Origin of the sequence: Pleurocapsa minor HA4230-MV1, from assembly GCA_019359095.1 — a bacterium.
Taxonomy (GTDB): domain Bacteria; phylum Cyanobacteriota; class Cyanobacteriia; order Cyanobacteriales; family Xenococcaceae; genus Waterburya; species Waterburya minor.
In genome coordinates this window covers 54,083-79,654 of the sequence record JAHHHZ010000034.1, presented here as the reverse complement: position 1 = coordinate 79,654, position 25,572 = coordinate 54,083, and the positions used below count along the sequence as shown (strand labels likewise).

Here is a 25,572-nt window from a genome sequence, read left to right as displayed (position 1 = left end):
CGCTGCTGCTTGGTCAAAAAAGTGTAATTTATGAATATCTTTTGTTTATTTTTTGTTGCTCAAAATTTTAAATATTACTATTTTGATTTATCGAGTATTTTGATTACAATTGTTGTTTAAAAATAACTTTAATTTTATTAGCGATTGTTTTTTTGTGTGAATTAAGTTTAAATTACCAACAATCTGGCAGTTTTTGTCTATTTTACTCTTAATAATGCCAGGATTTTTTCACTCACTTCTCAGGTTTTATAGCTCATAATTAATTGCCAGCACCTACTTACTTATTCCAATTCCAATTGTAATGAAGGCATTAATCGTTGTAAATTCTTGAGGGATTTACTCTGCCAAGGATTCTTTTGAGCGCCGATCACAATCATTTGAATATTTTGGCGTTTACGTACATTAATGACGAATCTGGATAAAATGCTGATTCCTGAACTATTGAGAAAATTGAGTTGAGTTAGGTCTAAGACGATTTTTTCAGGTTCTTGTTGAGCAACTTGATTCAGTAGATCGGAAATTGAAGCGTATTCGCCACTCCCGTTAAGTCGCAGAGAACCGTCAAAAGTAATCTGATGGGATGTTTGATCGTAGATGACGCTGTAGTTTTTGCTTCTAATCTCCATAATCGTCCGTCTCAAAAAATGAATATTTTGCTATGTCTCAAAATTAGCTATGGTCAAAAAAAGCAACTTTCTTTGTTCAGCTATCTTAACCTTGAAAAAATCTAAATCAAATTAATAGCTGTACCATTGTCGTCACACTTATTGCAGTAGAATTATTAACCAATGGCTCAAAATGCCAGCCAATGCTAGCATCGTAGTCGTGTAGCATAGTTAGTAAGCCCAAATTTGAGAATTTATGGTTTTCTTCAAGGGCGTTCTGCTCTAGTTGTGCCAAATACATTTCACTGGGATTACCATCCAGTAATTTGTTAATCTGTTGTTGAAAGCGCTTGGTTTGTTTGATGGTAATGCTATTCGTTAGCTGTAAGATAATCGCGTTAGGAGTTAGATGGATTTGAATGCTAATGGGAAAAGAGGCTGTTTTAACGCAGTATTTCATGCCATTTTCTAACAGTTCATTGGCAATATAGCTTACCGCACTTTTAACCTCTGCTTGCTTGGTGGTATCTGGCTGTTGATCGTCGTCACCCAGAAAAAAAGTACTGAGGTAATTGGCTAGAAAATCCGCCGACAGACAGTTATTGCGCCATCGTTGTTGCAGGGGAATCGAACTAGGGGAAAAACTGAGGAGCAAATATTCTTTACTAGGAGGCAAATTTTGCCGAAAGTCCCCCATGGTTTGCTCAAAAGCAAAGTTGTTGGTATTCATAGAAACTAGTTACTAATCTTATTTTCGTTTCAAGACCACTAAGGTAATATCGTCATAAACCTGCTCAATTCCAATATGCGATCGCAAGTCTTGAATAACCGCCTGACGGATATCTTGGGCTGATCGCTGCCAATTTTGCTGCACTACAGCACATAATTGGTTTAAACCATAATGGCTTCCTTGAGAGTTTTCTGCCTCTGTAATACCATCGGTATATAGTACGGCTACTTCGGACTGAGCTAAGGGGATTTTAGTTTCAAACACAAAATCTTCAATGCTTTCTGCTAAACCCAGGGGAAATCCTAAATCCACCGTATCGATTCTCTCGATTTCGCCTTGTCGTACCAGCAAAATTTCTTCGTGTTGACCACTAATACTCAAAATGCCTTCGTAGTAATCGACTAGAGACAATGAGATATTTTTATCAGAGTTTAAACGCTGAACATTTTTATAAATTGTGCGGTTGAGTACCTCAAATAGACGCTTGGGATCAGTTTCGTTATTCTCAATTAGAGTACGAATTGCTGTCTGTACCATCAGCATCAAAACACCACTTTCTAATCCATGTCCTGAAACATCACCAATGCCAATAATAATTCGTCCCTGATGTTGCACTACATCATAGTAGTCTCCGCCAATTTCAGCAGCAGCCTCGCTAAAGCCAGCAATTTCTAAAGCCTCTATTTGATGCAGCTCTTTTTCTTTAGGTAACAACATTTGTTGTAGTCTTTGAGTTACTTCTAATTCGCTACTAAGACGAGTATTTTCAACCTGCAAACAATTATTGAACTGACTGATTTTTTGGTTAGCTTGGGCTAATTGCCTCATGTAGATTGATTCTAAATCTCGCAATCTTTTTTGTTCTAAACAGGCTCCTAATCTAGCTTTTAATAATGTGGAGTTAAAAGGTTTGGTGAGATAATCTTCTGCTCCCATTTCAATACATTTAACAACGCTATCCGTTTGCTCTAGCGCCGAAATCATAATAGTTGGAATATGTTTCCAAGGACTATGACGAATCCATTTTAAAACCTGATAACCATCGATTTCAGGCATGATAATATCCAGCAGAATTAAATCAAAAGACCCTGTTTGAATCATCTGTATAGCTTGCTTGCCATCTTTTGCTGTTGCAGTCTGATAACCTTCCGCCTTCACCTGATCGGCTAAAATTTCTCGATTAATGGCACTATCGTCCACCACCAAAACCGTGTAGCCTCTGGCTTGTGATAGTTGATATTTATCTGAGGGAAATCTGTTTGCCAGAACGTTAGTACTAAGAGCTAGAGCAGTATCCTCTAGAATTTCTCTGTCTGAAATGGTAACCTCAATTAATCTTGGAATCTCCTGTAATAGCTGGTTAGCTGCACGATTAATCTGCCTTACCTCAAGCAGAAAATTTTTGTCTACCAATGAAATTAATTGCTGACTGCGATCTATGACCACTTGGGTTGGTTTCGCCAACTGAGTTTGTAATTGAGGATTGCTAATGATTTGCTGTAGATCTTGCCAATCTTTGGTTAATCTGGTCGGATCGAAGAAAATGTTGACTGAAGCTAATAACTCCACGCCACAGGCTCTAATTTGCTCTAGTTCTGGAAGATATGTTACATCTTGATTAATCTCGGCAATTTCTTCAATGATCATTTCGCTATAGCCGATGATTGCATTGATCGGTATGCCTAATTCTTGACGCAGCTGAAATAGTTGAGATAACGGTGAGTTACTATCGGTAAACATAAAACGTAAAATTAATTAAAGCTAAAAGAGGATGCAATGCCGTTATTTATCTATATTGCCCAGATTTAATCCAAAATATTGACAATTAGCTTTACTTGAGCGAAGACGGTACTGGATTTGATCTATGTTACTGTCATTGAACAATTTAACTTTTAATTTTATGAATACTATTTTATGAATACTAGATTATTAAATTAGAATAGGTATTTTAGTTTTATTTTATTTTAATCTCAGCAAACTAATATCTTGAAAATTTAATTGGCTTGCCAAAATAGAAAATAAGCGTTAGCTAATAGTTATAGTTGATTAGATGTTTTACGAAATGCAGTTCAAAGTAGGAAAAGTAGCTCAATTAAAAGCAGCTAGTTTATCCTCAAGTTCAAGCCTCACAATCGACAATTTACGCGAGTCAACAATTATTTTTGACGCTCACAATAACTGTTTGTTTTTAAATCAAGCAGCAGAACAAATATTTAGAGACCGCTCTAATATTTCTTTACTGGCGGATTGGATTCGAGATCGAGTTAAGGCTGGATTATCTCAACCAATTGTCTGTAAGCTCCAGAAGTTACCTTTGAAACTAGCTGCTCCTGATGAATCAAAATTACAAGTAGCCGTTATTCTGCAACAGCAAAAGGTATCCGATACATTTTGGCAAGAATTAAATCAGCATAAATCTTTAGCTATTCGTGAACCCAAAATTAGACCTAAGCGTCTGAATAAAGATGATATTTTGCCTTTAAAATCTCCTCAACAAACTATTAGCTACGATCGCTTAACTGGGCTACCTAGTCATGATTTATTGTTGCAACATATTGAACAAGAAATTAGCTTTTGTAATAGTAAGCCAGATTATAATTTTGCGGTATTATTTGTCGATGTTAATCGCTTTAAAGTAATTAATAGTAGCTTAGGTAGAATTATTGGCGATCGCCTATTGGTTGCGATCGCTCAACGGCTACAGACTTGTTTGCGAGCGCACGATTTTATTGCTCGGATGGGTAATGATGAATTTGTGATTCTCTTAAGTAATATTGAACATTTAAACTATGCTACCAATGTTGCCGACAGGATATATCGCGAGCTATCAGTAACTTTTAATCTGGGAGGATACGAGGTTTTTATTGAGGCTAATATTGGGATTGCCGTAGGCGATCGCCAATACGATCAACCAGAAAACTTACTTCGTGATGCAGAGTTAGCACTATCTAATGCTAAAAGACAAAATAGACTGCCTTATGAAATTTTTAGTCAGTCAATGCGAGGGGAAGCTCTAACTTTATTACAGCTTGAAAATGATCTCAGAAATGCGATCAAAAGAGAAGAGTTTATTCTTCACTACCAACCAATTATTTCTTTAATTACTAATAAGATTAAAGGTTTTGAAGTGTTAGTTCGTTGGCAACATCCCGATAAAGGTTTAGTTTCTCCTGGAGATTTTATTCCTTTAGCAGAGCAAACTGGATTGATTATTCCTTTGGGGTTTTGGGTCTTAAAAGAAGCCTGTTTACAAATGTATAATTGGCAACAGCAGTTTGATAGTTTAATGGACTGGAAAGTTAGTGTTAATATTTCGAGTAAACAGTTAGCATTACCTAACTTTATCGATCAAGTAGAACAAATTTTAGCAGAAACTAAGTTAGATCCAAATAACTTAAAATTAGAGATAACTGAAAGCTCTTTAGTTGAAGATACACAGCAAACTATTGCAATCCTCAAACAACTTAAATCTTCAGGAATTGAATTTTCTTTAGATGATTTTGGCACAGGTTATTCGTCATTAAGCTATTTACATCAATTTCCTTTTGACACCCTCAAAATCGATCGCTCTTTTGTTAATAGTATTGGTGATAATATTGAAAAATTAGGTATTGTTAGAGCAATTATTACCCTCGCGCGTAATTTAGGGATGGATACCATTGCTGAAGGAATTGAAACTGTTAATCAACTAACTAGATTAAAGGCGCTTAAATGTGAATATGGTCAGGGGTATTATCTATCAAAACCTTTAGATAAAGCAATTTTAGAAAATTTAATTGCAGCCGATTTAGCTAAACCACTAAAAGTTGAATCGGCTAGTTATCGCTCTTTAATGGACGACGAATTAGCCAGGGAACAATTATTATTTCAAATTGAACAGCTACGCCATGAATTAAATGAACTGAAGTCAGAAAAAATCGATCTGGAAATTGTGTTGGAAAATGCCACTGAACATGCTGATTTAGTCGAATCTCAACTCCATAATGAAATTTGCGATCGCCAAAAAGCGCAGGCGGCTCTCAGCCAAGCTAACCGCGAATTAGAACAGCTTAGTGTTCTTGATGGTTTAACCCAGGTAGCTAATCGTCGTCGGTTTAACGATTATTTAATTCAAAAGTGGCAAGAGCTTTCCCCGTCAGCAAGTTATCTCTCTTTAATCCTCTGCGATATCGACTACTTCAAGCTTTATAACGATACTTATGGTCATCCTGTCGGCGACTACTGTTTACAGCAGGTAGCTCTAGCAATTGAATGCGTCATGGAATCAATTCCTGGTTTAGTCGCTCGTTATGGCGGAGAAGAATTTGGCATTATTTTACCGAACATCGATCCACCACAAGCATTAAAAATTGCCGAAAAAATTGCGGTTAATGTTAAAAATCTTCACGTCACCCACCAAGAATCCGTAGTGAGCAAATATGTCACTATTAGTTTAGGAGTCCATAGCCTAATTCCTTCTGCTGAATCAACTCCTGAATTACTGATTGCTTTGGCAGACAAAGGACTATATCAAGCAAAAGCCGAAGGTAGAAATAAAGCTTGTTTATATATGGGGGAAACGGAGTAATGGGTAATGGGTAATGAGTAATGAGTAATGAGTAATGAGTAATGAGTAATGGTAATGGGTAATGGGTAATGAGTAATGAGTAATGAGTAATGAGTAATGGGTAATGAGTAATGGGTAATGAACAGTAAAAGCGATCGCAAATCTATGGTTGAGATTACTTTTTCTGTCCTAAAACTGAGCAAAGCTACCAAACTATTTTGCTAGGGATTGGCTTTTTTCTTGTTCCAGCAGCTTAATCTGGGAACTATGCAAAGTCTGAGAATAACTTGATAAATACTCATCAATAATTTCAGGCAGATTGTTAGATTGTTTGGCTTTTTCTTTAATTGCGCATAATACTGTTTCAAAATCTTTATCCGTCAGACGAAAATTATCATTTTCAGGATATTTAACTTTATACTCTTCTTGGAACTTTTGAGCAATAAAGTCTTCCAGAGAACTGTTCATGATATCAGGTCTTAATTTACGTCCTTTTGAGCTTGTTTCTGGCTCATGATCTAATTTTGTAGTAGCCTGATTATTTCCTGGCTGAGTGCTTCTATCAACAGTATTAGAAGGATTAGAATTTTGAGTGTTATTCATCTTAGCTAACAAAGCTTGACTCTTTAATAACTCGTCATCCAACTTTTTCAACTCATTTAATTTATTCTCGACTACTTTTTCTAATCCCCTAGCTTTATCTTCTAGTAACTGGCGCGATTTTGCTATATCACGATTAACATTTTCAATCACTTGTTTTTTCGCTGCCTCTATTTGTTCTAAATCGCTTAATTTAGTATTTAATTTATCAACAACGTCAATAAGTTTATGAATGTCCATATTAACTATAAAAATATTTACTTGCTCTAAAAAAACATGCATATTGACTGCATAAGCATGTTAATCGTAATTATATGATCATTAAGCCACCTGAGGTTAACTATTTACTAAACTCGCTCAAGATTAAAGAGGCTGTTACTCATAGGTGTTTAGTTAAAATAGTTGTATAAATTAAATTACTTGTATATTTAATCTAAATATTAAACATAATAAGCTTTAGTTGAATACTGATGATCTTAAATTTTGTGCTTTAATTATCTGCTACTCAATTTTAATATTTTGTCAGCAATTCAAAATAATCTAGTTAGATAATAAAAAAGAACGGGCTGGTTAATTCCCGTTCTTATAATATCAATGGTTAATTGGTTAATTGTAGTTTTTTAAAGACTTACTTATTAGTTAAGTTAGTCAATACCTGATTAGAACGTTCGATAAATGCTTTCATTCCTTCAGCATCAAAGGCTTTTTGGGACATTAACGCTAGGTCATAGATATAGTTGCACATTAAATTAACCATCGAGTTAGAATTATCACCACTTTGGATAATCGTACCTTTGTTTAAATCTAAGAGGTTTTGAATCAAAGGATGAGCTGTATTAATCATCAGCACATGATCTTCAGGGAATGCCATGGTTTTTTCTTGCATCAAGGCTGCCATTTCCTGCATTCTTCTCATAGCTTCAGGTAGTAATACCATCGCGGGAGGAGTATCTTGAGGATTGTCAGATTTAATAGCTTGAGTTTTGATATTAACTCTGGGTTTATTGAGCGCCTTTTCAAATAGCTCTTTCAGTATTTCACTGCGAGTTTTATTAGTTGTGGGGTCAACAATTTCTTGCGCTTTATCGTCTTCGACTAAAGTATCGTCTAGTTCAGAATCAACCCGCGCAAATTTCACTTCAGAATATTCTCTTTCCAAAAATGGAATAAAGTAATTCGCATCGATAAAAGAGTCGAGGAATAAAACTTCTAATCCTTGATTCTTGTATAGTTCAACAAAAGTATTCTGAGTACTAGGATCGCTACAGTAGTAAACCTGGTTTTCCCGTTTATCTTTGTTTCTGGCTAAATACTCTTGCAGGGTAGTATAGGGTTCGCTTGCTGCATTATTTTGCTGGTTATCAACATTAGACCATGCATCATCCCCCGCAGTTTGCACTTCTACCTTGGGTGCTTCTGCTACTGGCGCTGTCTCAGGCTGATAGGTAGTGCGATAGATAATGAGATCTTCTACCTGCTTTTTAAACTTCTCATCTCTAATGGCACCATATTTAACAAAAGTACCCACATCCGACCAAGAACTGATATATTTACTGCGATCCTCGTCATAAAGAGACTTGAGACGACTACCAATCTTTTTAGTGATAAAATCGGCAATACGACGTACAGTGCGATCGTTAGTTAAGGCACTCCGAGAGACGTTGAGAGGAATATCAGGACTATCAATTACTCCCTGTAAAGGCATCAAAAATTCGGGAATAATCGCTTCACAGTGCTTACTAACAAATACCTGATTACAGTAAAGCTGAATTTGTCCCTTAGAAAAATCTACGTCTGGCTTGAGTTTAGGGAAGTAGAGAATACCGTTAAGCAAGAAAGGATAATCAGTATTCAGATGCACCCAGAGTAAAGGATCTTCCTGGAAGGGATAGAGATAACGATAAAACTCTAGATAATCATCGTCAGTTAAATCGCGGGGGGATTTTTTCCAGAGTGCGTCTTGCTTATTGATCTGCTCGTTATCCAGAACAATCTTGACAGGCATAAAGTCACAGTAGGTTTTAACTAACTGTCTGACTCTTTGGGGTTCGGCGTATTCTACTTCATCGTCGAGTAGGGTAAGAGTAATAGTTGTACCGACAGTAGTGCGATCGCTTTCGGTTAATTCAAACTCTGGTGAGCCATCACAAGACCAGTGTACCGCAGTTGCTCCTTCTTGATAGGAAAGAGTGTCGATCTCTACTTTCTCTGCCACCATAAAGGCAGAATAAAAACCTAAACCGAAGTGACCGATTAACTCGTTGGCATCTTTTTCATACTTTTTAATAAAATCTTCCGCACTAGAGAAAGCAACCTGATTGATATATTTTTTAATTTCATCAACCGTCATGCCAATACCATTATCAGAGACGGAAAGAGTCTTTTTGCTTTTATCTACAGTAAGCTTAACTTTAGGCTCGCCAATTTCTGCCTGCGTTTCGCCAGCAAGAGATGCCATTTTTAGTTTCGAGATAGCATCAACCGAATTAGAGATTAATTCCCGTAAAAAGATTTCGTGATCTGTATAGAGAGACTTCTTAATAATGGGGAAAATATTCTCGGTATGAATCGAAATGTTGCCTTTTTCAAGTACAGCCATATTTATAATTAGAGTATCAATCGTAAACTACTTAATGATATTAATATTGTCCGATCGCTCTCAATTAAATATTCTTGGATACCCTACCTACAAGGATGCGGATTACCCTACCTGAGAGAAAAGATTTATTGTAGCCCTAAGTGACAGATTTATTGATGTCACAGACGGTCAATGCATTTCGCCGTCAAAGTATTCATTACCTTAAAATAGTTACAATTAGAAAACATTTACAGAGCATAGCTGCATGATACCTACCGTAATTGAAAGTTCAGGTCGCGGCGATCGCGCCTTTGATATTTACTCTCGTCTCCTACGAGAAAGAATTGTCTTTTTGGGACAGCAAGTTACCGATGAAATTGCCAACCTAGTAGTCGCTCAACTGCTCTTTTTAGAAGCAGAAGACCCCGATAAAGACATTTATCTCTACATCAACTCTCCTGGTGGTTCAGTATCGGCTGGGATGGGGATGTTTGACACCATGAATCAGATTCGTCCTGATGTCTGTACGATCTGTATTGGTTTGGCTGCCAGTATGGGTGCTTTTTTACTCAGTGCTGGAGAGAAAGGTAAGCGGATGAGTTTACCTAATTCGCGGATTATGATTCACCAACCTCTTGGTGGCGCACAGGGACAGGCAACGGATATTGAAATTCAAGCCAAAGAAATTTTATATCTCAAGCAGAAACTTAATGGACATTTGGCAGATCATACGGGTCAGCCTTTATCTAAAATTGAAGAGGATACTGAGCGGGATTTCTTTATGTCTGCTGAAGAATGCAAAGAATATGGTCTGATCGATCAGGTAATTGCTCGTCGTCCTTCTGCCACTAATCCCCCTGAACCTATAGGTTAGTTGTTGCTGCATTGGTGATTATCAAGTAAATACTTGTAGTTAAGTAAGTCAACTTAATGTTCGTAGGATGGGTGGAGCGATAGCGAAACCCATTTATTGCTTAACCAGGCTTAGAGCTTATAGCTTTTCTTAAATCGAGATACGGAAACTAATACGATGCCAAGGGAAGGTTTATTACAAACAACTACAGAGCTAGAAAAACGGCGATCGCAAGCTTTGGATACAGCCGAATTGTGTATGCAGGTGCTGAAAAATTTAGGGGCATCTGAGGTGTTTATCTGTGGTTCTTTAGCTGGGGAAACTCCTTGGCATTGGCATTCTGATTTGGATTTGGCAATATTAGGCTTAAGTCAAGCTCAAGTCTGGAATGCCCATACAGCCATAGAGAATCTTGTTCCTCCCTGGTTAGAGGTGGATTTAATTCCTTTGGAGTTTGTCCCAGATCATTTGCGAGATCGCATTTTGAGTAGAGTATCTATGGTTAACAATAAATATTCGGCTTTAAAGTTACGCATTGATGATGAGATGAATTCTTTGGCAATTACCGTCAATACTCTAAGTGAGCTATTAAGACAACAGGAAACAATTCCCGAAATTGCATTGCTTCCTGCTTTAGCAAGCTATGTTGCTGATTTTTACAATGGTTGTGAACGCATTAGTGAAAGAGTTGCTGTGTATTTGGACGGGGGCATTCCTCAAGTTCAGGATTGGCACCTAGAGCTTTTGAAGTTAATGGCTGAACCTGGAGGAAGCGATCGCCCTTCTTTATGGACTGGTGCATTGCTTTTGGAGTTGAGTGAATATCGTAAGTTTCGGCATTTGACCAGGCATATTTATAAAGTTGAATTAGATAGCGATCGGGTAATTGCTTTGGGTCAAGAAGTAGAAGTAGTGTTTGACAAGATTAAAACGGCAGTAAATAATTTTACTCAGTGGTTAGATGAAAAAGGTGGTGAGGTTGATAACTCTGAGTGAACGAGGTTGTGCGATTCTTTTTTAGCGAAGTTGGCTTAAAACCATATAAACTACAAAGATTTCCACTATCGATTAAGATAATATTCTCCACGGGGGAACAAGTCAGTATTATAAGGCTGAGGTTTATTTTCTTGGGGTGCAAACTGACGCACATAAGCTTGACGAACATCCTGTCTAACTTTCACCGGATCGATTTGTGCCTGTTTTAAGAAGCCGATCACTTGAGGTTGTGCTAATCTCTGCAACAACAGGTTTTTATCAAAAGCAACAGGAGTATCACTACCAATTAAAATCCATAAGTTTCCCGCCATCCCGACTTTGACAACATAGGGAAAGACACTTTGCATAGTTTGTTGCGCCCCTGCACCTACATCCCACTGTACAAAGAAGCCTCCAGGTTTGAGATGAGCTTCGACTTCTTGAAAAAATTCTTGAGAATAGAGCATTCCTGCACGCGATCGCCAAGGTTGAATGGCATCCGCCTCAATAATGTCGAATTTTTCCTGGCTCATAGTTAGTTCTCTGCGTCCATCTCCCACGATAATTTCGTATCTAGGGTCTTGAAATAGATGCTTTAAAGCTTTCCCTGCTGGTCTTTGAGCATATTGCTGTAATACGGGTAATTCTGCTCCCAGTAGCTCGATAATTTTGATTTTCTTGGTTAAGGGATTAACGCCGACGGTGTGGGGAGTTCCTCCCGATCCTAGACCGATAATCATGATCTTTTCGGGGTTGGGATGCAGGAGCGCAGGAGTACTACCTAACAGTCCATGTATATGTAGATAGGGAAAATTAGCCTGTACCTGTCCACTAGCAAATAGTTTACCTGTACCATTGGTTTCGGCGATCGCGGCTACGCTGGTGGAATCTTCGACTACCTGAAAATAGGCTTGAGGATCGACTGTATGGAGAGCGGCCCAAAGACGTTTATTGTTGGGAAAAACCACTGTTGTCGCCACGGCAAGCATAATTAAAGTGGTAATCAGCAGATTTTTGAGTAAGTTGTCGCGAATTGAAAGTAAAAAACAAATACCAATAATTACTAAAAGTCGAATCGAGCCTGCTGTACCTAATATATCGATTAAGACTAAGCCTGTTAATAAGCTACCTAAAGTATTGCCCAAAATGCTGGCTAGATAAATAAAGCCGACTCGTTTGCCAAGTTCACCATAATTCTGCTGAACTGCTTGCTGTACCAAAGGGAAATAAAACCCCATTAACAGGCTAGGGACAATGGTAATTACTCCAGGGATAACTAAATATTTAAATAATACCTCTGCACCTAAGTTATCCAGATTGATAAATCCTGCATCCGATCGCAAACCAGGATGAGCTTGCCAGTAAAGCCCGATGCCCCAAATGGCGATCGCTGAATAAAGAGAAATTATGCCTTGAATAATTAAAAATACTTTTTTCGGTTGACGAATATAGGCAACAGCTTTAGCACCAATCATGCTGCCGAGCGCACTACTAATTAAGACGAAAGCTAATAAATGACCATAAGTATAAGCATTTGACTGAAGAGCAATATCTAAGACCCGAAACCAAATAATTTCCCAAGAAATTGCCGTAAAACCTGATAAAAATACTAATAAATACCAAGATTGAAGAGATTGAGTCTTATTGGCTAATGGTGCAGTGGCAACCTCTGACTTATGCTCCAGAAAATTACTCGGAGAAAAACGAGCAGCTAAAATTAATGCCGACACTCCAACCGTGAAGCTAAACAGCGCTCCTAAATATACCGTCTTGTCATAACCTAAAGTGCCGACAATATACCAGCCAGAAACCAACGTTCCCAAGCCAGAACCAAGAGTATTAAAGCCATACAACCAACCAATTAAAGAGGCAGCCCCCTCAGCACTCCGATTAACTGCTTTAGAAAGCATAGGCAAAGAAATTCCCATCAAGACAGTGGGAATTAATAGACTGAAAAACACAATGCCCAAAGTTACGGGTAAAGATTGAGCCAGATATTGCAGACGCAGAAAGAGCAAATCGTAAAAAATAAATCGGCTAGCCAAAGCAAAAGCAGCAATTGCCAAGTTGCAAGAGCCATATACCATGACGCATTTTTGGTTAGTCAGGCGATCGCTAACAGAACCTCCTAACAAATTCCCTAAGCCTAATCCCAAAAGATATGAGGCGACAATAATCGTCACTGAACGAACATCAGAACCAGAAAACAAACCCAGCATCCGCTGCCAAGCCACTTGATATAGTAGGGCAGTGAAACCAGAAATAAAGTACAAAGCAAAGAGAAATGGTGTTGCTCCAATTTTTAGGGAATCAGTTCGAGTAGTTCTTGCGATCGACATAAGTAGGTGGGTGTAATTAAATTGGAAATGAGGTTAGGGAGTAACAAGTAACGAGTAACGAGTAACGAGTAATAAATAGCTCTAAGGGTAGGGGTTTGATAACGAAGTGTATCCTTTAGGATAAATTATTTTGCCTACCTACTTAGTTTGACAATAACAAACAATAAATCAAGCTTAAAAAGCAATCTTATTGTATCGGTAATTGTCTACATAGTAAAAATGCCATCAGATAGATAAATTTCTTTGAGCTAACAACTTTTGGCTTTAATATCTTTAATTGAAAAAATTCAGTATAAATCTATTTTTGATGATAGATCACTTGATTTTAGCTTTTATTTTGATTGGTAAATCACAGTGATTACTCTTAAAGTCAAAACTTATTTCTTTTTGATTAAAAGCAAATTTATCTCAGCTTAAAACATCAAAGTCAACTCTTTATGTCATATTTACCTAATAGCAAAAACTATAAGTAATTATAGTAAGTAATCAAACGATATTTCAATTTAAATAACAACTTATTTAGCAAGTTAATTACTAAATAAAAAACTTAATTAAAGCTAGTTTATTACTTTTCTTACTATGATTGAACTTTTATATTTAGCATCTCAAATCCAGTGTGGCGCAGGTGGCAGCTTTTTAAATATCCAAGTTGATGTTTATCACCAGCAACAGCTAGTTAAAACTATGAATGTCAATGAACGGACATTAATACCTGTGGATTCAATTAATGACTTACAATTAAATTACAAAATCATTAATAATACTACTCAATGTAAAACTTTGAGTACTCCTACGGAAATGGCATTAACATCCAACAGTGAACTACCAAGTATGGCTGGATTTAGTAAGCAGGTTTCTGTACAAACTTTACTTAGTGGTTTAAATGATTACGAAGAATTATTGTTAGTTGAGCTGGGTACAACTAATACTGATAGTTCTGCTTTTGATATGCAAGATGTCATCTTTAAAATAGATAATAATCCTACTCCCCCTACTTCATATGCTGACTAATATTTAGATTTTACATACTCGACCGCCATAGTGCGATCGCTAATCTGATGATCTAAAGTTTTATTTAAAATATCATCTAAAATCTGTTTATATAATGGCCCTGGTTTAAAACCCAGGGTTTTTAAGTCGTTACCATTAAGTATAACCAGTAATTCCTATTAGAAAAGTTTGAATAAAGCTCGACATATTCAGTATATATTTCAAAATCGACGCGAAAATTATTGTTAGTAAGAGAAAAATCGGTTTTTAAACATTGTGGCTATATAAGATAATCGCTACACGTATATCAGTTTGGTTCTCCAAGTTGCTCAAAAAAAATTGGCTCTCCATAGTTTTCATTAATCTTTTCAATTGTGTGTGAAGATAGCTGTAAGCTGGCTATTTTCGGATTGCCAAGATTGAGAACAAAATCTCTTCTAGAATTGTTATCAATATTTTGTCCATAAGAGATTTCATCCCAAGGAATTAATATGGAGGAAAATACAAATCCTAAAAGAGAAGGAAATTTAAGAAAAAGTCCCTCTTGCGAAACTCCAATATTGAGTCCATTAAGTGCCATTTTGTTGATACAAGCTCTTTCTTCAACAACATATACAAAAATACTGGAATTTTTTTTGCAACTGTATTTATCTGATAATTCCTTCCAATTGGTACTTGAATAAAAAAAGTAAGATGTCAAAAACATTCCACTAAATGCAAATAAAATATCTATAATAAACTTTGGCATAATAATTTTGTTAAGCAATTGCTGTTAGTCAATATGTCAATTAAATAGTTATAAGTGTAGTAAAAATTTTTTCTGACGATTCTAAAAGGATAGGTCTTATCTAATTATCCTGTTCCTTAACAAACTCTCTCTTAGATTTTACATACTCGATCGCCATAGTGCGATCGCTAATCTGATGATCGAGAGTTTTATTTAAAACATCATCTAAAATCTGTTTATATAATGGCCCTGGTTTAAAACCCAGGGTTTTTAAGTCGTTACCATTTAATAATGGTTTGATTTGAGATAAATAGGTGATATAGTGCCAAATTCGACGACGATTCTTTAACTCACTTTTGGCAGCAAATAAAATTAATTGTAAAAACTTATAAGGACGTAATAGCTGGTAAATTTGACTATCAAGATGAGTCTTAGCTAATCGTTTGGCTAGTTGTGTTTCCCATATTTCTAGCTGTTGTAATCGCTCGATACTATCTTTGGGTAATTGTAAATTTTCTGCCACTATTATTCTTGACTTAAAAGATAGATGAGCAATCAAAGTTTCTAATCTAACTAACCAATGTTCGCTCACTTTTGGTTCAAATAAAACTAACCATTTAGAGACAAAGTGGATCTCTCGATTTAAAGTGGGAGTTAAACTTAAATCTTGATGTAAACAGGTCAAAGCATTAAGGTGAGCTAGTAGCTTAAGCGCTGGTTGCCAATAGTTCGACTGGAAAATGTACTTTAATTCTGCTTTGAGTCTAGTAGTTAAAGCGGGATGACGATTACCTTCCAGGGAGGCTTCGCGATCGCTAATTCTTAACTGCTCATATATTTGATTATCAATGGCGTAGCGAATATACTCTTCTGTCTGGGGTTCAATGGTAAAGCCGAGGCGCACAGCAAATCTGACGGCACGATAAATCCTGGTGGGATCTTCAATAAAGCTATTGGCATGAAGTACTCGGATCTGGCGCGATCGCAAATCTAGTAAACCGCCAAAAAAGTCTAATAAATCTCCTTTACGGGAAAATTCACCTCGTTTAGGGGGCGTTAGACGTACTGCTAAGGCATTAATGGTAAAATCTCGGCGATACAAGTCTTGACGAATTGAACTAGCCTCAACCTGGGGGTTAGCTGCGGGATAAGGATAAAATTCAGTGCGCGCAGTCGCAATATCCATTAACAGGTTGCCTAAAACTGGATCTTGATGCCACGTCAAAGCTGCGGTTTGAAACTCCCCGTGAACTGTTACGCTTACTTGGGGATACATCTGCTCAATCACTGAGGCTAATTCTACTCCTGCACGATCGTCTGTGGAACGATGATAACCATCAACCACCAGATCGATGTCCTGCAAAAATAAGGGTTGACCCTCGCTAGTGAGCAACACATCTCGTACACCACCCCCAACTAAATAAAGATTCCAGCCTCGTTCTTGGGCTGCTGTAGTAACTTGTTGGAGTAGCTGCCAGATAGCGGGTTCTAAGCGATTTTGCAGAGTAGATAATAAATGAAAAGTAAGGCTTGCCTGCTTAGGATCGATCTGGCTCTCAGAAGACTGATCGTGTAGCTGACGTAATACATCAGTGCGAGTGACAATCCCCACCAATTCTCCAGCCTCAAGTACTGGTAGTCTACCCACGTCGTAAGTTACCATCACCGACTGTATTTCAGGTAAGGGCGTATTAGGCACAATGGTTCTAAGGTTGCGACTCATATAGCCTTTAACGGGGGAGCGATCGAAGCCGTGATGAATTGCTAAATCCAGATCGCGACGAGAAATAATCCCCACTAGGCGATCGCTCTCATCCACCACCGACAACCCAGAATGACCGTAGCGCAATAAAGTTCTTTGTGCCTCTTTAATCGTCGTGTCAGGGCGAATTGTCCTCACAGGAGCAGACATTAAATCTCTAGCCGTAGGGGGTTGAGGAATTTGGCTAGCTAGTTGAGTCAATAACTCCTGAAAGATCTGTTGGGGTCGATCGGTATTAATAGACACGGAGGCAGCTTGAGCATGACCACCACCACCAAAAGGCGTAAATAGCTGATTGAGATTAGTTTCTGCCAAACGCGATCGCCCAATCACCACTAACTTTTGACCTTTACTTTTTTGATATTGATGACCCAACAAAATTACATCGCTTTCCGTCAGCTCAATTAACCTCGCGGCGAGACTAGACAAACCACGAACAAACTTATCTGTCTGTAATAATACCGAAGCGACGGTATAACCCTGAACTTTAGTGCGTTGTAAATTATCCAGGGCATCTTTCAATAATTCCTGTAGCTGATGACTCAACCCAGGCTCATTATATTCAGCAATAATAGCCACATTTGCCGACTGTTCTAATAACCAGGCGATCGCTTTAGCATCACGGGGAGTCGTCTGCTCGAAGGTTAGCGATCCTGTGTCTACATGAATCCCTAAAGCCATTGCCGTTGCTTCAAAAGGAGTCAAAGCGATCTGCTGTTGTTGTAACAATTCAGTAATATAGGTTGTAATTGCGCCTACCGCCTCAGTATGTAGCTCTGTCACCGCAATATCTAATGCTGCATCCAAATGATGATCGAATACTTCAATTCGTTGCACAGTCGGCAAAGTTAACCATGCTGCTGCTGTTCCCAGGCGATCGCTTTTTTGAGTATCAACAATATAGATAGTGGCGATCGTTTCTGGGTGAATACTCCGCATTTCAGCAAAATCAAACTCATCTCGATATAATGCCAAAAAATTCTTCACCGCAGGGTGTGCGCCACCAGTTAGCACGATTTTTGCTTTTTTAAGCCGAGACAAACCAATTGCTGACCCCAAAGCATCAAAATCCACCGTTTGATGACAGAGAATTATATCCATTGAGTTTTTATATCGTTTATCAACTTTTCTTGGTGCAAGATCTGAGTTTAACTCTTCTTTTTTACCACTCCATAATTATTGTAGGTTGGTTGAGGAACGAAACCCAACGATTAAGCTTTACAAACAATTTTCAAATGACATCTGCAAAAGTACGTTCGGTTTTACGGAAGTACCAAAGACCACTGCTGAGGAAAAAGGCAACTACTGTTAAGGAAAGAAGAAATCCAGGCAAATAAATACCAAAATTTCTCCCTAAAATTGCCCAACGAAAGCCGTCAATTACACCAACCATAGGATTTAGAGAATATAATAAACGCCATTTTTCGGGGACAATAGTGCTACTGTAGGCAACTGGAGAAATGTAGAAGCCAAATTGGACAATAAATGGCACAATATGACGAAAATCGCGGTATTTTACATTAAGTGCTGCTAACCAAAGTCCTCCTGCCATTGCAGCAGCAAAGGCAATCAAAATAAATAGTGGTAGTGCGACGATGCGCCAACTAGGAACAAAATCATACCAAGCCATCAAAGCTAACAAGATAATTCCCGAAATCATAAAATCGACAAAGCTGACAACTACAGTACTTGCTGGCACAATTAGGCGAGGAAAGTAAACTTTAGAAATCAGTTGACTATTGTTAACCAAACTGTTGCTACATTCGGCAAGTGAGCTGGAAAAAAATTGCCAAGGCAGCATGGCAGCAAATACGAGAATTGGGTAAGGTACTCCTTCTGAAGGTAGTTTTGCTATATTGCCAAAGACAATGGTGGAAATAATCATCGCCAATAAAGGTCGAAGTAAAGCCCAGGCAACGCCCATAACAGTCTGCTTATAACGGACTAAGATATCGCGCCACGCCAAGAAATATAATAGTTCTCGATAGTGCCAAATATCCTTCCAATATTGAGTTTCAGTTCGACCTGCTTCGATAGTTGTTTCTGTAATATGCATTTACACGTAATTTTTTACTAAACGATTAAACGCCCGTACTTGCTCGAAAGTATTAAAACCAAAGCAACGAACTAGAAAAATGGCGATCGCCAGACGAATAGATTCTGGTTTAAACAAAAAGTCAAAGTGGTGGGCGATCGCTTGCCGATGAAAATAAGCAGCCTGTCGATAATCTTTGTTTTCCATCATTTTCCAAGCCAGGAAAAGATTTAACTTTGCATAGCATTGCGCCCTGAGATAAAGTGATTCAATTGGTAAAGAGCGATAGGTTTTCTCAATTAATGTCCGAAATTCTGATAACATCGACTGGCAATCTTTAGATTTGTTATCAGGATGTTGGCGATATTTTACTAAAACTTCCTTAATTAACCCGAAATGATAGCGAGAAGCGATTCGTATCCACATATCGACATCTTCAACTATCTTGATCTTGGGATCGAATAAACCGATAACGTCAAAACAACTGCGTCGAATCATTGGTGAACTACCGCAGCAAACTGGGTTATCACAGGCTTCGTATACTTTATGGTAGACATTTCCCTCGACTTCGTGTTTTCTAATTCGATTAGCATTACCGCGATCGTCTATGGTTATCGCCCAAGTATCAACTAAACCTACTTTTGGCTGATTATCTAGACATTTTGACTGTTTTTCTAGCTTACTTGATTCCCAGAGATCGTCAGCATCGAGTAAGGCTATATATTCGCCTTTTGCTTCCATTATCCCGTGATTGCGAGCCAAAGCAGTTCCTTGATTGGATTGAGAGATTAATCTGACTCTGGGATCTGTTAATCCACAAACCCATTCAACAATATTATCGCTGCTACCATCGTTGATAATTAATAATTCAAAATCAGTCCAAGTTTGCTGGAAAACACTTTCTACCGTTTCTGGTAGGTATTTCATCGCATTGTAGGCAGGAATGATTACTGAGATTTTTGGTTTGTTCATTGTTTCTTGAAGGACGCAAGCCTTGCGCCCTACTTTTTACTTACTTGCTACTTGCTATTTGTAGGGGCGAACGGCCGTTCGCCCCTACCGCTACTTGCTACTTTTTCTCCCTCATGTCTGCTGTTCTCTTGATTTAGGTCGAGATACTGCTGCCAAAAACCAGAAGATGTTAATTCGGTTGAGGCATCTTTCCATTGTTTACGAAGCGATCGCCATTTAAAACTGCTAATGAGCGCGACTTTTAGCCATCTAAATAACAGTTTGATTCCAGTTGTTTTGTCGATTTCGTTTTGAAATAAACAAGGAATTTCTCTATTGCTTTTAGACATTCCTTCTCTAAAAATCAAAACTCTTTTTTTACCCAATGCTTGAGAACGTTGTCCACCATAACCTTTAGTTAACAAAATTAATGCTTCATCGTCTTGGATTAAAAAATCTGGTAATAGATGACCATTGAGAGTTAATAAAGCAAGAAGTTTTTTGACAACACTAGATTTACCTTTTTTAAACACGCGATCGCTTTTCCGCTCGTTTGGCTGAACATTTTGTGTTTTATGACTTTTACTCAGTGCAAGAACATTAGCGTGTAATTTTTCTGCATCGTTATGTTTCAGCCAATCAGGACCTTTAAGATAATCTTCAAAAGCTTTTATTTGCATTTCGATAAAATTATATTCAAATAAAAACAATTCGTAAACTAAGTGTTTGGTAAAATCAAAAAATGTTTTGATGAAAGGAATTGGTTGATGAATGGCATAAGTTATTAAATAATTGCGAAGAGCGTAATAATTATCCCAAACCATAAACTTTAGATAAAATGGTTCGTGCCAGACTGCAATTCCAGGGAAAGCTACTATTTCACCTTGCAAAGCTTTGGTGATTCTTAAACCGAATTCTATATCATCTATCTTAATAAACAAAGGCAAAGGTAAGCCAATTTGATTGACAATTTTTCTCGAAAAACTAAAAAACCAAAATGCCCCATAATCTATGTTCTCCTCAGTTAGTAAAAGATTATTTTGACTGGGATTTTCTAATTCAATTTCGTGTTTTAAAGAAGCAATTGAAAATGGTTGATATTTCATTGTATGAGGGGCAACACTAGACAAAGCACCAGCTTCATACAAGACAGTTTTTTTATTGAGATCGAGCATTGTTCCAGATATAGCAAAATCATTTTTAGCATATTTATATAAACCAAATAATCTATAAACTGATTCACTTTCTAACTCGATATCATCATCCATGAAGAGAAAATGAGTATAATTGCTTGATTCTAAAGCTGCTAATAATCCTCTAGTAAAGCCCGCACTTCCACCTAAATTTTTATTAGGAATAAGTTCAACTCTTGAGTTTAAAAAATCTTCTTGTTTTAAAGTTTGACCATTATCAACTACGAACATTTTTACTTGCTTTGTTTGTAAAAATGGATCTTGCAAGATTGCATTAACTGTCTTTTTAATATAAACTTCTTTTTTATATGTACAGCTAATAATTGCTAAAGAAACTTCAGTGTCAGAAACTTCATCTGTAGCAATTAACCCTTGTTCAAATATACCGCGATCGCTCAAACAAACTAATTCTAAATAAATTCTTCCTTGTTGTTCCTCATTATCTTGAAGATTTGGCAGAAAAACTTTTGTATCTTTGCTTAACTGACAATTTTCTAAATATTTTACTGAAATTAGTTTTCGTGCGCTTTTCTCATCAACTTCCCGATAAAGAGAAATCATAAAATCGCCTTCTAATCTCAGCAAATAATAAAGAGCATTAAGCTTAGTATATTTAGCATAGAAAGTTTCATAAAAAGAATTAAAGTAAGAAGTCAAAGAAAGCGAACTTTCCCGACGAAAAACAATTTTACGTTCACCTTCAGAAAAATCTATCACAGCACCTTCATCGCACTGCATATATAAACTCGAAACATCGGGAGATGTGGGAAAACTAATTCTACTCAATACCTGCATATGACTTTACCTGATGGAATGATTACTAATTACTGATAATGGTTATTGCTTTGTGTTACTTATTACTCATTACTCATTACTCATTACTTTCGACTTACTACTTGCTACTTTTTACTTGACTTGGTTCCGTATACCACTCACTCTTGACCAGAAACTTACACAAATTTGGAATGCCAGGACTTCCTGTACCAAAGAAATCACCACCATCAACACTGACAGTGACAGCATCTTCAACGCGATCTAGTAGTTCGATATCTGCCTGTGCCAGATGGATGGTCAGGCGATATAATCCTTGAACTATAGGTAAGTTCTCAATACCGCAAAAAATATAACCGCGATCGCCATCGAGATTAAGAGTATGATTGGTAAAACTGTTTTTGAGTAAAAGAATCCTCGCACCATGTTCGTCAATCAGCTCGCAAGAAAGAACTGCATTTTTTAGACAACCCCCCGTATTATTGATATACCCAAATTCAAAGTAGTAATTTTTCCCAGACTGCATAGCTGGTTCTTCTTGACCTTGTTCGTTTAAGATCCGAAAACTTAAAACTCTAATCTTGCCATTGCCACTACGATCTTTTCTTTGGCTTAAAGGTATATCGCGAGCCAAATTATAGGCTTTGTCTAGATAAGCTTTGACAGCTTCTTCAGCAGTGCTATCTAAATATAAACCACCAGATTCTAGTAAAATTCCACGATTGCATAAAGATTCCACCGTACTCATGTTATGACTGACAAATAAAATTGTTCGTCCTTGTTTGGCGACATTATCCATTTTGCCGAGACATTTTTTTTGAAATTGCATATCTCCCACCGCCAATACTTCATCGACAATCAGAATTTCTGGTTCTAAATGAGCAGCGACAGCAAATGCTAAACGGACATACATCCCAGATGAATAAAACTTGACTGGCGTATCCAAAAATTTCTCAACTTCAGCAAAATCAACAATTTCGTCAAATTTCTTGGTAATCTCAGCTTTACTCATCCCCAGAATTGCACCGTTGAGAAAAATATTCTCTCTTCCCGTCAATTCATGGTGAAAACCCGTTCCTACTTCCAATAAACTCGCTATTCTCCCTTTAATTCGGATGCGTCCTTGGGTAGGTTCGGTGATTCGACTTAAGATCTTCAAAAGGGTTGATTTACCTGCACCGTTACGACCAATAATACCGACAACCTCACCTTGTTTAATTTCAAAGGAAACATTGTTTAAAGCCAGGAAATCTTCCCGACTGGGGATAGAGGTCTGTTTGCTAAAGGAAGATTTTAGTTTACGACCGAGAGATTTAGTACCATTAGCGATCGCGTCTCGAAAAGAGATATTAGCACCCTGTTTTTGATGTGCGATCTCGTATTTTTTGACTAAATTTTCCACGCGAACTACTATGTCGGACAATTTTCTTACTCCTTAATTAGGGTGTGGGATGTGGGAAAAGTAACGAGTAACGAGTAACGAGTAACGCTTAAAGCCGATGAAGTTTTAGACAGAAGCTAACTCAAACTCGCCCTGTTTTTGTACATTATCATCCCCACTGACAATGAGATTGCTGTAGACTTTAAGGGCTTGAGCGACGACGTGATCCATGTTGTAATACTTGTAGGTAGCTAAACGCCCGACGAAATGAACTTCTGGAGTGGCATCGGCTAAAGCTTTGTATTGTTTGTAAAGTTCGGCATTTTCCGTTCGCGGTATGGGATAGTAGGGATCGCCCTCGGCGCGTGGATATTCGTAGACAATACTTGTTTTGTTATGTTCTTGTCCTGTCAAATATTTAAATTCGGTGACGCGAGTATATAGATGTTCGTTGGGATAATTAACTACTGGCGCGGTTTGATGTAAGGGTTTGTTAATAGTTTCGTGTTTAAATTTGAGCGATCGATAGGGTAACTTGCCATAACAGTAATTGAAAAATAGATCGATAGGGCCAGTGTAAATCATTTTCCGATAGGGTATAACATCAACAATCTCGCGATAATCGGTGTTGAGCATGATTTTAATGTTCGGATGGGAGAGCATTTTCTCGAACATTTTGGTAAAGCCATGTAGAGGCATAGCTTGATAAGAATCAGTAAAATAGCGATCGTCGCGGTTGGTACGGGTAGGTACACGTGCAGTTACGGACTTGTCTAATTCTGAGGGATCCATATCCCATTGTTTGCGTGTATAGTTGCGAAAAAACTTTTGATACAGTTCACGACCAACTTTACTAATCACAACATCCTCAGAAGTCCTGATGCATTCTATTTTTTCGGCGATCGAAGCAAAAAATTCTTCTAACTGAAACGAGGTAAGATTTAAGCCATAGAGTCGATTAACAGTGTCAAGATTAATCGGAATTGGCACCAATTGACCGTCTACACTCGCTTTTACTCGATGTTCGTAAGGTCGCCATTCAGTAAACTGCGAGAGATATTCAAAAACATCACGAGAATTGGTATGAAAGATATGAGGCCCATACTTGTGAACTAAAATACCGTCTTCGTTGTAGTGGTCGTAGGCATTACCGCCAATATGAGAACGAGTATCTATAATCAAAATTTTCTGATCGGACTGAGTTGCTAGGCGTTCGGCAAGAACACTACCAGCAAAACCCGCTCCAACAATTAAATAATCAAACATTAGTTAATTTCCTTATTTTTAACGTGAGTATTACGACGAAATGTAATCATGCGCTGAGGATCGACTCTTCACTATCAATTGTTTTAATTAGCCGTATTTGTAATGCAACACAATTCATTTTGTAGTGGTTGGCTAACTTTATCTGTAACAACAGAATATAGATATCTGTCTCCTTTTGCATATATCTAAGGTATGAGAATAGCTTCAGCAGCGCAGATTCTTTATGTTGCTAAACTTGATTGACGACGACGCAAAATACGAGTTAAATTCCGTACTCGATCGTATGCTTGAGGGCCAAACCAACGCAACATAGCAATAGCTGCATTCAACCGCAGGTCTTGTTTAGAAAAACGCAGTTGGGGATTATAGGCGATCGCTAAATTACGAAAATACATTGCCTCCGTATAATTACCTCGATCGAGAGCGATACCCGCTATATATGAGTTAATTTGACCGTAAGTTTTGTTTTTTAATGACATTAACTCTGGAGAAGCAGATTCAAAGGCGCGCTCAATGACTGTACGACAATCTCTTGCCATACCACGACAGTTTTTAGAGGTATTTTGGGGATGAAGTCGATAACGAACTAATGGTTCTTTAACGACCGCAAAAGCATAGCGAGCAGCAATCCGAATCCAAAGATCCCAATCTCCTGCATAACGCAAACTGGGATCGAAGACACCCACGTGGTCAAAACATTCTCGACGAATCATGGGTGAACTTCCACAAATAATCGTTGGTTCTTGTATAATTTCCGACCAAATTTGCCCTTCAGCAGCAGAAGCATGTACCCAACCTTTAGAATTCCCCTGGCGATCGATTAAAGTAATCCAAGTATCGACTAAACCTACTTCTGGATTTTCATCTAATAAACGTACTTGTTTTTCAAGTTTAGTAGCCTCCCAAAGATCGTCAGCATCTAAAAACGCGACATATTCCCCTTGAGCGTTATAAATGCCTGTATTACGCGCTCCTTGCGCTCCTTGATTTTTTTGAGGAATATATCTAACTCGCGGATCGGTTATTTGGTTAACCCACTCCTCAATATTGTCAGAACTCCCATCATTAACAATTAAAATCTCATAATCAGTAAAAGTCTGTGCCAAAGCACTTTGATAAGCTTGTGGTAAATAAGCCATTGCATTGTAGGCGGGGAAAACGATCGAAACTTTGACCATAATTTGTACTCTCCGTAATTAAATAGGTAGTGGGTAGTGGGTAGTAGGTAGTAGGTAGTGGGTAGTAAGTAGTGGGTAATAGGTAATGGGTA

The 25,572-nt window shown here is 37.7% G+C and carries 18 protein-coding genes; 4 read left to right on the top strand and 14 right to left on the bottom strand.

Annotated elements, in window-relative coordinates; translation table 11 throughout:
- Positions 1–281: 281 nt before the first annotated feature.
- From KME09_23495 to KME09_23485, 3 genes are all read right to left on the bottom strand, one after another.
- A complete protein-coding gene (locus tag KME09_23495; protein MBW4536899.1) occupies positions 282–626 on the bottom strand; it encodes an STAS domain-containing protein in 345 nt (114 codons plus the stop codon).
- A gap of 106 nt (positions 627–732) precedes the next feature.
- Positions 733–1,335, bottom strand: a complete 603-nt coding sequence (locus KME09_23490; protein MBW4536898.1) for an ATP-binding protein — start codon at positions 1,333–1,335, stop codon at positions 733–735.
- Between the two features lie 18 nt (positions 1,336–1,353).
- The gene (locus tag KME09_23485; protein MBW4536897.1) at positions 1,354–3,075 is read right to left on the bottom strand and encodes a SpoIIE family protein phosphatase; all 1,722 of its coding nucleotides are present in this window, start codon (positions 3,073–3,075) and stop codon (positions 1,354–1,356) included.
- A gap of 310 nt (positions 3,076–3,385) precedes the next feature.
- Here KME09_23485 and KME09_23480 point away from each other — a divergent pair, with 310 nt between their 5' ends.
- Positions 3,386–5,902, top strand: a complete 2,517-nt coding sequence (locus KME09_23480) for a diguanylate cyclase (GenBank protein MBW4536896.1) — start codon at positions 3,386–3,388, stop codon at positions 5,900–5,902.
- 192 nt (positions 5,903–6,094) lie between these two features.
- Here the strand turns inward: KME09_23480 and KME09_23475 are convergent, their stop codons facing one another.
- Together KME09_23475 and htpG are read right to left on the bottom strand one after the other, a co-directional pair.
- Positions 6,095–6,721, bottom strand: coding sequence for a hypothetical protein (locus tag KME09_23475; protein ID MBW4536895.1), 627 nt, complete (start codon positions 6,719–6,721; stop codon positions 6,095–6,097).
- Positions 6,722–7,109: 388 nt separating this feature from the next.
- A complete protein-coding gene (htpG, locus tag KME09_23470; GenBank protein MBW4536894.1) occupies positions 7,110–9,080 on the bottom strand; it encodes a molecular chaperone HtpG in 1,971 nt (656 codons plus the stop codon).
- A gap of 244 nt (positions 9,081–9,324) precedes the next feature.
- Here htpG and clpP point away from each other — a divergent pair, with 244 nt between their 5' ends.
- Together clpP and KME09_23460 are read left to right on the top strand one after the other, a co-directional pair.
- On the top strand, positions 9,325–9,933 hold the full coding sequence (gene clpP, locus KME09_23465) for an ATP-dependent Clp endopeptidase proteolytic subunit ClpP (GenBank protein ID MBW4536893.1): 609 nt from the start codon (positions 9,325–9,327) through the stop codon (positions 9,931–9,933).
- Between the two features lie 156 nt (positions 9,934–10,089).
- Positions 10,090–10,908, top strand: coding sequence for a nucleotidyltransferase domain-containing protein (locus KME09_23460; GenBank protein MBW4536892.1), 819 nt, complete (start codon positions 10,090–10,092; stop codon positions 10,906–10,908).
- A 65-nt stretch (positions 10,909–10,973) separates the two neighbouring features.
- Here KME09_23460 and KME09_23455 read toward each other — a convergent pair whose 3' ends face one another.
- Positions 10,974–13,226, bottom strand: coding sequence for a fused MFS/spermidine synthase (locus tag KME09_23455; GenBank protein MBW4536891.1), 2,253 nt, complete (start codon positions 13,224–13,226; stop codon positions 10,974–10,976).
- Positions 13,227–13,805: 579 nt separating this feature from the next.
- Between KME09_23455 and KME09_23450 the strand changes: the two genes are divergently transcribed.
- The gene (locus KME09_23450) at positions 13,806–14,237 is read left to right on the top strand and encodes a hypothetical protein (GenBank protein ID MBW4536890.1); all 432 of its coding nucleotides are present in this window, start codon (positions 13,806–13,808) and stop codon (positions 14,235–14,237) included.
- Positions 14,238–14,523: 286 nt separating this feature from the next.
- On the opposite strand, the gene KME09_23445 is transcribed toward KME09_23450, so the two are convergent.
- The 8 genes from KME09_23445 to KME09_23410 all read right to left on the bottom strand — a co-directional run bounded on the left by KME09_23445 (position 14,524) and on the right by KME09_23410 (position 25,480).
- Positions 14,524–14,964, bottom strand: coding sequence for a hypothetical protein (locus KME09_23445; GenBank protein ID MBW4536889.1), 441 nt, complete (start codon positions 14,962–14,964; stop codon positions 14,524–14,526).
- A gap of 100 nt (positions 14,965–15,064) precedes the next feature.
- On the bottom strand, positions 15,065–17,806 hold the full coding sequence (locus tag KME09_23440) for a CBS domain-containing protein (protein ID MBW4536888.1): 2,742 nt from the start codon (positions 17,804–17,806) through the stop codon (positions 15,065–15,067).
- 130 nt (positions 17,807–17,936) lie between these two features.
- The gene (locus KME09_23435; GenBank protein MBW4536887.1) at positions 17,937–18,761 is read right to left on the bottom strand and encodes an ABC transporter permease; all 825 of its coding nucleotides are present in this window, start codon (positions 18,759–18,761) and stop codon (positions 17,937–17,939) included.
- Positions 18,762–19,712 (bottom strand): glycosyltransferase family 2 protein, encoded by a 951-nt coding sequence (locus tag KME09_23430; protein MBW4536886.1) that lies wholly within the window; start codon positions 19,710–19,712, stop codon positions 18,762–18,764.
- A gap of 47 nt (positions 19,713–19,759) precedes the next feature.
- Positions 19,760–21,679, bottom strand: coding sequence for a glycosyltransferase (locus KME09_23425; GenBank protein ID MBW4536885.1), 1,920 nt, complete (start codon positions 21,677–21,679; stop codon positions 19,760–19,762).
- A 97-nt stretch (positions 21,680–21,776) separates the two neighbouring features.
- Positions 21,777–23,078 (bottom strand): ABC transporter ATP-binding protein, encoded by a 1,302-nt coding sequence (locus tag KME09_23420; GenBank protein ID MBW4536884.1) that lies wholly within the window; start codon positions 23,076–23,078, stop codon positions 21,777–21,779.
- A gap of 84 nt (positions 23,079–23,162) precedes the next feature.
- Positions 23,163–24,302 (bottom strand): UDP-galactopyranose mutase, encoded by a 1,140-nt coding sequence (gene glf, locus KME09_23415; protein ID MBW4536883.1) that lies wholly within the window; start codon positions 24,300–24,302, stop codon positions 23,163–23,165.
- Between the two features lie 221 nt (positions 24,303–24,523).
- Positions 24,524–25,480, bottom strand: a complete 957-nt coding sequence (locus KME09_23410) for a glycosyltransferase family 2 protein (protein MBW4536882.1) — start codon at positions 25,478–25,480, stop codon at positions 24,524–24,526.
- Positions 25,481–25,572: the final 92 nt, after the last annotated feature.